At 69.5% G+C, this 11167-nt stretch carries 10 protein-coding genes; 6 read left to right on the forward strand and 4 right to left on the reverse strand.

Translation table 11 applies throughout. The features are described from left to right. Nucleotide 1 precedes the first annotated feature (1 nt). The 4 genes from AB0I83_RS11120 to AB0I83_RS11135 all read left to right on the forward strand — a co-directional run bounded on the left by AB0I83_RS11120 (nucleotide 2) and on the right by AB0I83_RS11135 (nucleotide 5049). Nucleotides 2–763: an isoprenyl transferase gene (locus AB0I83_RS11120; protein ID WP_356535294.1), complete on the forward strand. Its 762-nt coding sequence runs from the start codon at nucleotides 2–4 to the stop codon at nucleotides 761–763. Nucleotides 764–1098: 335 nt separating this feature from the next. After that, on the forward strand, nucleotides 1099–2421 hold the full coding sequence (locus AB0I83_RS11125) for a PhoH family protein (RefSeq protein ID WP_363304373.1): 1323 nt from the start codon (nucleotides 1099–1101) through the stop codon (nucleotides 2419–2421). Between the two features lie 391 nt (nucleotides 2422–2812). Continuing rightward, nucleotides 2813–3526 (forward strand): transglycosylase SLT domain-containing protein, encoded by a 714-nt coding sequence (locus AB0I83_RS11130; RefSeq protein ID WP_356535204.1) that lies wholly within the window; start codon nucleotides 2813–2815, stop codon nucleotides 3524–3526. 131 nt (nucleotides 3527–3657) lie between these two features. Then, nucleotides 3658–5049, forward strand: coding sequence for an AI-2E family transporter (locus tag AB0I83_RS11135; protein WP_363304374.1), 1392 nt, complete (start codon nucleotides 3658–3660; stop codon nucleotides 5047–5049). Nucleotides 5050–5132: 83 nt separating this feature from the next. On the opposite strand, the gene AB0I83_RS11140 is transcribed toward AB0I83_RS11135, so the two are convergent. Further along, nucleotides 5133–5666, reverse strand: coding sequence for an alkyl hydroperoxide reductase (locus tag AB0I83_RS11140; RefSeq protein WP_363304375.1), 534 nt, complete (start codon nucleotides 5664–5666; stop codon nucleotides 5133–5135). Nucleotides 5667–5678: 12 nt separating this feature from the next. Beyond that, nucleotides 5679–6233 carry a peroxiredoxin gene (locus AB0I83_RS11145; protein WP_356535201.1) on the reverse strand — a complete coding sequence of 185 codons (555 nt, stop codon included), beginning with the start codon at nucleotides 6231–6233 and terminating at the stop codon, nucleotides 5679–5681. 132 nt (nucleotides 6234–6365) lie between these two features. Here AB0I83_RS11145 and AB0I83_RS11150 point away from each other — a divergent pair, with 132 nt between their 5' ends. Continuing rightward, entirely contained in the window at nucleotides 6366–7322 is a 957-nt protein-coding gene (locus tag AB0I83_RS11150) for a LysR substrate-binding domain-containing protein (protein ID WP_363304376.1), read from the forward strand. A 42-nt stretch (nucleotides 7323–7364) separates the two neighbouring features. On the opposite strand, the gene AB0I83_RS11155 is transcribed toward AB0I83_RS11150, so the two are convergent. Both AB0I83_RS11155 and AB0I83_RS11160 read right to left on the reverse strand, forming a co-directional pair. After that, entirely contained in the window at nucleotides 7365–7634 is a 270-nt protein-coding gene (locus AB0I83_RS11155) for a hypothetical protein (RefSeq protein ID WP_363304377.1), read from the reverse strand. Continuing rightward, nucleotides 7631–8602: an SPFH domain-containing protein gene (locus tag AB0I83_RS11160; protein WP_356535198.1), complete on the reverse strand. Its 972-nt coding sequence runs from the start codon at nucleotides 8600–8602 to the stop codon at nucleotides 7631–7633. The genes AB0I83_RS11155 and AB0I83_RS11160 overlap by 4 nt, the downstream gene beginning before the upstream one ends. 221 nt (nucleotides 8603–8823) lie before the next feature. Between AB0I83_RS11160 and AB0I83_RS11165 the strand changes: the two genes are divergently transcribed. Beyond that, entirely contained in the window at nucleotides 8824–11028 is a 2205-nt protein-coding gene (locus tag AB0I83_RS11165; protein WP_363304379.1) for a transglycosylase domain-containing protein, read from the forward strand. Nucleotides 11029–11167: the final 139 nt, after the last annotated feature.

Consider the following 11167-nt stretch of genomic DNA (forward strand, 5'->3'; position numbering starts at 1 on the left):
AGTGAACTTGCGCGACCTGGTGTACGGGCTCTACGCACGCCGGGTGGAAGGCCGCCTGGATCACGATCAGGTGCCCAAGCACATCGGCGTCATCCTCGACGGCAACCGGCGATGGGCGAAGGCGTCCGGCGGCTCCGCCGTACAGGGGCACCAGGCCGGAGCGGACAAGATCTCCGAACTTCTCGGCTGGTGCAGCGAGACCGACGTCGAGGTCGTCACGCTCTGGCTCCTGTCCACGGACAACTTCGACCGGCCGGAGGCGGAGCTCGCGCCCCTGCTCGGCATCATCGAGAACACCGTGCGCAACCTGGCCGCGGACGGGCGCTGGCGGCTGCACCACGTCGGCACCCTCGACCTGCTGCCCGCCAGGACCCAGACCGTCCTCAAGGAGGCGGAGCAGGCCACGGCGGGCATCGAGGGAATAATCGTCAACGTCGCCGTCGGCTACGGCGGCCGCCAGGAGATCGCCGACGCCGTGCGCTCGCTGCTCCTGGAGCACTCCGCCAAGGGCACGACCTTCGAGGAACTCGCCGAGGTCGTCTCCACGGACCTCATCTCCGAGCACCTCTACACCCGCGGACAGCCCGACCCGGACCTCGTGATCCGCACCAGCGGGGAACAGCGGCTGTCGGGCTTCATGCTCTGGCAGAGCGCCCATTCGGAGTACTACTTCTGCGAGGTCTTCTGGCCCGCGTTCCGCAAGGTCGACTTCCTGCGCGCCCTGCGCGACTACGCGGCACGGCACCGGCGCTACGGGGCCTGAGGCACACGGCGCGCCCGGCGGGCGTGAGGACCGCACAGAACCCGCTCCGGCGCACCTCGTCGCAGGCGGGGGCATGGCTTCGCGTGTTCGAGGGAATACCCCTCTCAGGTCGACGTCCGGTCACCAACCAGGCGGACGTCGCATCCAAGTGAGCGGCACCCAGGCCGCTCGCCCGGGAGGCCCTTTGCACACGAAGGACCGCATCACACGCGGCCGACGCGGAGGGCCGGAGTCCGGCCCGCGCTCGGGGCCGAACCCGGTCCGTCCTCTCCCTTTGGGAAGTTCCGCGACCTCCGTCGCACTCCCCGACCTCGTCCGAGGGGGTACGTCCTTCCGTGGTGACCAGCACTAAGCGCCGCATGCCCGACAGGCGCACCTACGTTCTCGACACCAGCGTCCTGCTGGCCGATCCCAACGCCATGGCCCGGTTCGACGAGCACGAAGTCGTGCTCCCGATCGTCGTGGTCACGGAGCTGGAGGCCAAAAGGCACCACCCCGAGCTCGGATACTTCGCCCGGCAGGCACTGCGCCTGCTGGACGACTTCCGTGTCCGGTACGGCCGCCTGGACGCCCCGATCCCGCTCGGGGATCTGGGCGGGTCGCTCCGTGTCGAACTCAACCATTCCGACCCCGGCGTACTGCCCGCCGGCTACCGGTTGGGGGACAACGACTCACGGATTCTCGCGGTCGCACGCAACCTGCAGGCCGAGGGGTACGACGTCACCGTCGTCTCCAAGGACCTGCCCCTCCGGATCAAGGCGTCGTCGGTCGGCCTCCTCGCCGAGGAGTACCGCGCCGAACTCGCCATCACCGACTCCGGCTGGACCGGGATGTCGGAGCTGACCGTCTCCGCCGAACAGGTCGACCTGCTCTTCGCGGAGGAGACCCTCTACATCCCCGAGGCCGCCGAACACCCCGTGCACACCGGACTGGTCCTCCAGTCCGAACGCGGCAAGGCCCTCGGCAGGGTCACGGCCGAGGGCAGCGTCCGGCTCGTACGCGGTGACCGGGAGGCCTTCGGCATCCACGGCCGCAGCGCCGAGCAGCGCATCGCGCTCGACCTGCTCCTCGACCCGGACGTCGGCATCCTGTCGATGGGCGGCCGGGCGGGCACCGGCAAGTCGGCCCTGGCGCTCTGTGCGGGACTGGAGGCCGTGCTGGAGCGCCGCCAGCACAAGAAGGTGATGGTCTTCCGCCCGCTGTACGCGGTCGGCGGACAGGAGCTCGGCTATCTCCCCGGCAGCGAGTCCGAGAAGATGAGCCCCTGGGCGCAGGCCGTCTTCGACACGCTGTCGGCGGTCGCCGGCCGCGAGGTCATCGAAGAGGTGCTGGGGCGCGGCATGCTGGAGATCCTGCCGCTCACCCACATCCGGGGCCGCTCGCTCCACGACGCGTTCGTGATCGTGGACGAGGCGCAGTCGCTGGAGCGGAACGTCCTGCTGACCGTGTTGTCCAGGATCGGGGCGAACTCGCGGGTGGTGCTCACCCACGACGTGGCGCAACGGGACAACCTCAGGGTCGGCCGCTACGACGGAGTCGTCGCCGTGGTCGAGAAACTGAAGGGGCATCCGCTCTTCGCGCACATCACGCTCACCCGGTCCGAGCGCTCCCCGATCGCCGCCCTGGTGACCGAAATGCTGGAGGACGGGCACATCTGACCCGCAACACCCCATAGGTGCCGCCCGGCGAGCGAAGGAGCTTAGCCGGGCGGCATCGTGCTGCGCCGTCATTTCCGAAAAAGTCGTGCTCCAAACGAGGTGTGACCTTTCCCACGCAACACAGAATTGCAACACGCCGTGTCCGTCCGGCAGAGTCTTGCTTCCGTCAGGCCCCGCATACGGCACATGGGCACCTCCAGAGGCGCCACGCACCACACAACTCAACACTTGCCGACCGTATGCCGCCCGCGAGCACCACGCGGCACTCCCGCAAGGGAGTTGCCCACCGGGCCCGTGCCTCCCCGTGACCGAAGCAGTAGGGAGGCCAGTGTCGAGGGCACGATCGCGCCCGCGAGGTCACCTATGCGGGCGATGCTGGAAGGGAAACCGTGTGAGCCGGATCTCGGTCCGGGGGTTCGCCGTGGCATCCGCCACCGCCGTAACCACCGTAGGCGCCGTCGTAGGCGTTGCGTCGGGCAGCACTCCCGCTGTCGACGACAACAACTTCGAGGCGGCCGCAGCCGACACCACGCTGCTCGCAGACATCCCCGCGGGCCAGCAGGCCCAGGTCCAGACCGCTTCGCTGACGCAACAGGCGGACGCCCAGGCGTCCGCCGCGGACGCCGCGGCCAGGAAGTCTGCCGAGGAGACGGCCCGCATCCAGGCCGCCAAGGACGCCAAGTCCAAGAAGCAGGCCGCCGAGGACAAGGTGAAGGCCGAGCGCGAGGCCAAGGAGAAGAAGGACGACGCCGAGCGCGCCAGCCGGTCCTCCGTCCGCGACGCCACCTCCTTCTCGGCGAAGGGCTCCTACAGCGTGGCCGAGGTCCAGGCCATGGCCCGTCAGATGATGCCGGCCGACCAGTTCCAGTGCTTCAGCAACATCGTGGACCGCGAGTCCGGCTGGAACTACCAGGCGAGCAACCCGTCCTCGGGTGCCTACGGCATCATGCAGGCGCTGCCCGGCTCCAAGATGGCTTCGGCCGGGGCGGACTGGCAGACCAATCCCGCCACCCAGATCAAGTGGGGCCTCAGCTACATGAACAGCGACCGCTACGGCAGCCCCTGTGCCGCCTGGTCGTTCTGGCAGGCCAACCACTGGTACTAGGAGCCCGAGAGGTTCCACCCACCACCCCGAGAAGCCCCGCACCGTCCGACGGTGCGGGGCTTCTCGCGTGTACGGTCGATCCGGACCACTCCGGGGGCGTGTTGGGGGTGAACGGGGGAAAGGGGAATTGCATGTCGAAACTTCCGGGTTGGCTCGGGCGGCTGGGTGCCGACCTCACCGAGATAGGGGCGCGCCTGGAAGCACGCCGCGCCGAGGGTGAACGCCGTGCGGACGAGGTCGCCGCGAGCGGCTCGTCCTCCACGCTGTCCACGGCCGCCGCCGAGCAGGTGCCGCGCCCTCCGGCGTACGCCCCCTCCGTCGCCGCCAAGCCCGAGCCGGTGGCCGCGATCCCCTGGGGGATGCGCGTCGCCGCGGAGGCCGGTTGGCGGCTGCTGGTCCTGGCGGGCACGCTCTGGGTGCTGATGCGCATCATCAGCGCCGTGCAGCTGGTCGTCCTGGCCTTCGTCGCCGCCCTGCTCGTGACCGCCATGCTCCAGCCCACCGTCGTACGGCTGAGGCGGGTCGGTCTGCCGCGCGGGCTCGCCACCGCGGTGACCGCCGTCCTCGGCTTCGTCATCATGGGGCTGGTCGGCTGGTTCGTCGTATGGCAGGTGATGGACAACCTGGACACGCTCTCCGACCGGGTACGCGACGGTATCGACGAGTTGAAGCGCTGGCTCCTCGACAGCCCGTTCCACGTCACCGAGTCGCAGATCAACGACATCGCCAAGAACCTCAGCGACACCATCGGCACCAACACCGAGGAGATCACCTCCGCCGGGCTCCAGGGCGTCACCGTCATGGTCGAGTTCCTCACCGGGCTCCTGCTGGCGATGTTCTCGACGCTCTTCCTGCTCTACGACGGAAAGCGCATCTGGCAGTGGGTGCTCAAGCTGGTCCCCGCCCAGGCCCGCCCGGGCGTCGCGGGCGCCGGGCCGCGTGCCTGGCGGACGCTGACCGCCTATGTGCGGGGCACCGTCATCGTCGCCTTGATCGACGCGATCTTCATCGGACTCGGGATCTACTTCCTCGACGTGCCGATGGCGGTCCCGCTCGCCGTCTTCATCTTCCTGTTCGCCTTCATCCCACTGGTCGGCGCCGTGGTCTCCGGGGCACTCGCCGTGGTCGTCTCGCTGGTCACCCAGGGCGTCTTCACCGCGCTGATGGTGCTGATCGTGGTGCTCGCGGTGCAGCAGATCGAGGGCCACATCCTGCAGCCCTTCATCCTCGGCCGCGCGGTGCGCGTCCACCCGCTGGCCGTCGTCCTCTCGGTCGCGGCGGGCGGCATGGTCGCGGGCATCGGCGGCGCGGTCGTCGCCGTGCCGCTGGTCGCGGTGACCAACACGGTGGTCGGCTACCTGCGTTCGTACGGCCAGGGCGCCTCCCAGCTCCACGGGCCCGGGCCGCACGGCGCCACGGCGGTGTCGGTCGCCCCGACGCCGCCGCCCGTCGCCCCCCGGCCCGCCGAGGAGCCGGTGGAGCCGCGCGAGCGGTCGGACTCCGGAGAGGAACCGCCCAAGTGAGGCGGGGACGGCACGGCGAACGGACATGAAGAAGGGCCCCGCGGACGGTCGGTCGTCCACGGGGCCCTTCTCGTACACGGGTACTACTCGGCGAGCACGGCCTCGGCTTCGCGGGTCACGCCGACCGCCTGGATCACCGAAGCGATTTTCACGGCCTCCTGAATGGTCTCACGGTCCACGCCGGCCTTGCGCAGCACCTGCTCGTGCGAGTCCAGGCACTGCCCGCAGCCGTTGATCGCGGAGACGGCGAGCGACCACAGCTCGAAGTCGACCTTCTCCACGCCCGGCTTGCCGATGACGTTCATCCGCAGGCCCGCACGGAGGTTGCCGTACTCGGGGTCCGACAGCAGGTGGCGGGTGCGGTAGAACACGTTGTTCATCGCCATGATCGCCGCCGCCGACTTCGCCGCGGTGTACGCCTCGGCGGAGAGGACCGCCTTCGCCTCCGGCTCCAGCTCGCGCAGCACCTTCGGCGAACGCGAGGCGATCGCGCAGGCCAGGACGGTGCCCCAGAGCTGCTGCTGCGGGAGCTCGCTGTTGCCGATGACCGAACCGAGGTTCAGCTTCAGGTCCTTGGCGAAGTCCGGTATGGCGGACTTCAGTTCGTCGAGTGCCATGTCGGTATCAGCTCACTCGCCCGAGAGGAGCGCGACCGGGTCGAGGGTCGTCTCGCCCTTGGTCCAGTTGCAGGGGCAGAGCTCGTCGGTCTGCAGGGCGTCGAGGACCCGCAGGACCTCCTTGGGGTTACGGCCCACGGAACCGGCGGTCACCATCGTGAACTGGATCTCGTTGTTCTGGTCGACGATGAAGACGGCGCGCTGGGCGAAGCCGTCCTCGCCCTCGATGCCGAGGTCACGCATGAGCTCGTGCTTCGAGTCGGCCAGCATCGGGAAGGGCAGGTCGGTCAGGTCCGGGTGGTCCTTGCGCCAGGCGTGGTGCACGAACTCGGAGTCACCGGAGAAGCCGAGGACCTGGGCGTCACGGTCGGCGAACTCCTCGTTCAGCTTGCCGAAGGCGGCGATCTCGGTGGGGCACACGAAGGTGAAGTCCTTCGGCCACGCGAAGACGATCTTCCACTGACCCTCGTACGTCTTGTGGTTGATCTGCTCGAACTCCTTGCCGCTCTCAAGCGACACGCAAGCGGTCAGGTCGAACTCGGGGAACTTGTCACCGACAGTGAGCACGCGCTCTCCTTGCAGCGTAGGAAATCCCTTTTTGGGGGCGTTCCTGGGGGTTGGACGGCTCCCACCTTGGCACAGAGTGCATTGATCGGGGAAATAGCTACACTCGGTCCGGATGATCGGAGGTGCCTATCAGTGGCGTATGCAAATCAGGCGAACAGGGTCAAGCAGCCCAGCCTCTCGCAGCTGCGCGCCTTCACGGCCGTGGCGGAGCATCTGCACTTCCGGGACGCGGCGGCAGCAATCGGTACGAGTCAGCCGGCACTCTCCGGAGCCGTGTCCGCGCTGGAGGTGGCACTGGGTGTCCAGCTCATCGAACGTACGACGCGCAAGGTGCTGCTCTCGCCCGCCGGGGAACGGCTCGCGGTCCGGAGCCGGGCGGTGCTCGAGGCGCTGGGCGAGCTGATGGAGGAGGCCGAGGCGGTGCGGGCGCCGTTCACCGGGATACTCAGGCTCGGGGTGATCCCGACGGTCGCGCCGTACCTGCTGCCCGCCGTGCTCAGGCTGGTCCACGAGCGCTACCCGGAGCTGGAGCTCCAGGTGCACGAGGAGCAGACCTCCTCGCTGGTGGACGGGCTGGCGGCCGGGCGGCTGGACCTCCTGCTGCTCGCCGTGCCGCTCGGGGTGCCCGGTGTCACGGAACTCCCGCTCTTCGACGAGGACTTCGTGCTCGTCATGGAGAAGGGGCACCGTCTCGCCGGCAGCACCGGGCTCCCGCGCGAGACGCTGCGCGACCTGCCGCTGCTCCTCCTCGACGAGGGGCACTGCCTGCGGGACCAGGCGCTGGACATCTGCCGCGAGGCGGGGCGCACCCGTGGGGCACCGGTGACGACGACGGCGGCCGGGCTCTCCACCCTGGTGCAGCTCGTCGCGGGCGGTCTCGGGGTGACCCTGCTGCCGCGTACGGCGGTGACGGTGGAGACCGGGCGCGACGAGGCGCTGTCCACCGGGTACTTCTGCGACCCCGCCCCCTCGCGGCGGGTGGCGCTGGCCGTACGCACGGGATCGGCGCGGCAGCAGGAGTTCGAGGAGTTCGCGGCCGCGCTGCGGGATGCGATGGGCGCGCTGCCGGTGCGGGTCGCGGCCGGGTGACGGTGTGGTGCGGCCCGCCTCCGTAGGGGTCGCACCACACCGTCACTCCGTCGCTTCCGGCGGCTGTGCGGGCGGGGACTTCGAGGGACGGCCCCGCCGGGGGATCGGGGCCGTCCCGCCCGGCAGGCGCCCGGCCTCGGCCAGCGCCCGCCGCAGCAGGAACTCGATCTGCGCGTTCGCGCTGCGCAGCTCGTCCGAGGCCCACCGGGCCAGCGCGTCGTGCACCGCGGGGTCCAGCCGCAGCAGCATCTGCTTGCGGGCTCGGGCGCGCCGGGGCGCCCCGCCCGCCGAGGGGGCCTCGTCGTCGGTCACTGGTAGAGCGTGCCCGTGTTCAGGACCGGCTGCGCGGCACGGTCGCCGCAGAGCACGACCATCAGGTTGCTGACCATCGCGGCCTTCCGCTCCGAGTCGAGCTCGACGATGTCCTGCTCCGCGATTCGGGTCAGTGCCATCTCGACCATGCCCACGGCGCCCTCGACGATCTGCTGGCGTGCGGCGACGACCGCTCCCGCCTGCTGTCGCTGGAGCATGGCCGACGCGATCTCGGGTGCGTACGCGAGGTGGCTGAAGCGGGACTCGATGATGCGTACGCCGGCCGCCTGGACCCGTGCGGTGAGCTCGACCGCGAGCTTCTCGGTGATCTCCTCGGCGTTGCCCCGCAGGGAGAGCCCGCCCTCCTCGTGGGCGTCGTACGGGTACTCGATCGCGATGTGCCGGACGGCCGCCTCGGTCTGGGTCGCGACGAACTCCAGGAAGTCGTCCACCTCGAAGAGCGCCTGCGCGGTGTCCTCCACCTTCCAGACGACGATCGCGGCGAGCTCGATCGGGTTGCCGTAGGCGTCGTTGACCTTCAGTACGGCCGTCTCGTGGTTGCGGACCCGGGTGGAGATCTTCCGGCTGGACGTCAGCGGGTTGATCCAGCGCAGGCCGTCCTCGCGGATCGTGCCGGCGTACCTGCCGAAGAGCTGGATGACCCGGGCCTCGCCCGGGGCGACCATTTTCACACCGCTCATGCAGAAGAGTGACGCGATGGCGAGCAGCAGTCCGAGGACGAAGAGCGGGACTCCGGCGCCGTTGTGCCCGTTGGAGCCGAGGACGCCGCCGACGATGCACAGGGCGACGCCGAGGAGGACCCCGAGGACGGTCAGCAGCAGCCCCAGGCCTCCGGGGATGGAGTGCGCCGTGGTCTCCCTGACCTGCGGCTCGGGCATCTCGGGTGCGTCCGGTGTCAGGTCGGCGCCGGGGCCGGTGGTGCCGGGAAGGTCGTGCGGTGCGGACATGGGTCCCCCGTTTCGTACGGCCGAAGCCGCGCTAGCAATGTGATTACACATTAACGTGCGCAGCAACCTTGTGCACCCCTCGGGAGTCGGTTCCATGGAGAGCGGGTGCTGATTGTCACGTCCGGAAAAGACCGGATCGCTTGCCTTTTGTCCATGCCTTCGGTGTTAGCTGGCTGGTCTGACCTGAGCGGTTCGAGCAGAGGAAGAGGAGCACCACGGCGATGGGGCGAGCGGATGCGCGCAGGGCTGCCAGGAGCGGCGGCAGACGCCGGCTCTTCACCTGGCGGAAGTTGCTGGGCACGTTCTTCGGGCTGTGCCTGCTGGTGATGGGCGGTTTCGCCGCGCTCTACCTGTTCGTCGACGTGCCCGCGGCCAACGCCCAGGCGCAGGAGCAGAGCAACGTCTACAAGTACAGCGACGGCTCGGTCCTGGCCCGCACCGGCTCCGGCGCCAACCGGGAGATAGTCGACCTCGCCGTCGTGCCCAAGAAGGTCCAGCACGCCTTCGTCGCCGCCGAGAACAAGTCCTTCTACCGGGACCAGGGCGTCGACCTCAAGGGCACCACCCGCGGTGTGCTCAACACGCTCACCGGCAAGGGCAAGCAGGGCGGCTCCACGATCACCCAGCAGTACGTGAAGAACTACTACCTCACGCAGGACCGGACGGTCACCCGCAAGCTCAAGGAACTGGTGATCTCGCTCAAGGTCGACCAGCGCATGAGGAAGGACGAGATCCTCGCCGGCTACCTCAACACCGTGTACTACGGACGCGGTGCGAGCGGCATCCAGGCGGCGGCACAGGCCTACTACGGGGTCGACGCCAAGGACCTCGACGTCTCCCAGGGCGCCTACCTCGCGGCGCTGCTCCAGGCCCCCAGCCAGTACGACTGGGCGAACGCCTCCCCGACCGGCAAGAAGCTCGTCAAGCAGCGCTGGGCCTACACGCTGGACAACATGGTCGACGAGGGCTGGCTCGACCGGGCGGAGCGCGACAAGCTGACGTTCCCCGTCCCGGACGCCCCGAAGGCCGCCTCCGGCATGCAAGGACAGACCGGCTACCTCGTCGAGGCCGCCAACCAGGAGATGGAGCGCCAGGGCGTCACCGAGGAGATGCGCAGGGCCGGCGGCTGGACCATCACCCTGAACATCGACAAGAAGAGGCAGAAGCAGCTCGAGAAGTCGGTCGACCGGCAGTTGGAGAACCAGCTCGACCGGGACAAGAGCCAGGTCGACGCGACCGTCCAGGCGGGTGCGACGTCCGTGGACCCGAAGACCGGCAAGGTCGTCGCGCTGTACGGCGGAGTCGGTGCCACCGAGCACTACATATCCAACGCCACCCGCAGGGACTACCAGCCCGCCTCGACGTTCAAGCCGCTCGTCCTCGCCTCCGCGCTGGAGAACGAGTCGACGACCCAGGACGGTGACCGGATAGGCCTCGACACGGTCTACGACGGCACCAGCAAGCGCCCGGTCGTCGGCAGCGACACCCCGTTCGCCCCGCAGAACGAGGACGACATCAGCTACGACAGCCCGACCGTCCAGAGGGCGATGGACAAGTCGATCAACGCGGTCTTCGCGCAGATGGTCGTCGACGTCACCCCGGCCGCCGTGAAGAAGACCGCGCTCGCCATGGGCGTGCCGGACAAGAACTTCCCCGAGCGCCCCGCGATCACCCTGGGCACCATGAACGCCTCCACCTGGGACATGGCGGGGGTGTACGCCACCCTCGACAACCACGGCAAGAAGGTCACCCCGACCGTCGTCAAGTCCGCCGTCCACCGTGACCGCACCATGGAGCCCGTCGACGGCACCGGCGGCCAGGCGATCAGCCGGGCGTCCGCCGACACGGTGACGAAGGCGCTCACCGAGGTCGTCGACATCGGCTCGGGCCGTGAGGCCAACACCTCGGCGTACGACGCCGCGGGCAAGACGGGTACCTCGGAGGACAACAAGGCGGCCTGGTTCGCGGCGTACACCCCCGAGCTCTCGACCGTCGTCGCCCTGTACGGCGAGTCGACCAAGGAGGGCGGCGGCCAGGTCAGCCTCACCGGTACGGCCAACTCCGGCCGGGCCAACGGCGGTGGGTTCCCCGCCAAGATCTGGGCGGACTACACCCTCGGCGCGCTGGGCGGCGGCTCGGACGCCGCCTTCGACCTGCGGGGCGTGGAGCGCGGCGAGGTGCCCGTGCCGGAGACGCCCTCGGTCACCCCGTCCGAGACCGAGGAGCCGTCCGAGACGCCGAGCGCGGAGCCGACACCCTCCGAGACGCAGTCCGAGACACCCAGCGAGGAGCCGACTCCGTCCGGGACACCCAGCGGGACGCCCTCCGGAACACCGAGCGGAACGCCCAGCACGACCAGGGATCCCGAGGGCGGGGACCAGCCGCCCGGCGAGCGGCCGGGCGATGAGGGCCTGCTGGGCCAGTAGCGGCAGCGACGGGTGAGGGGGTGGGTGCCGGCCGGCACCCACCCCCTCACCCGTGTCCGGGGGCCCCGCCCCCGAGGGGGGGCCCCAATACGTGTGGGCAGTGCACAACGAATAAAGACACTACAAACAACAAGAAAAC

The organism is Streptomyces sp. NPDC049970 (assembly GCF_040660235.1).
Classification (GTDB): Bacteria; Actinomycetota; Actinomycetes; order Streptomycetales; family Streptomycetaceae; genus Streptomyces.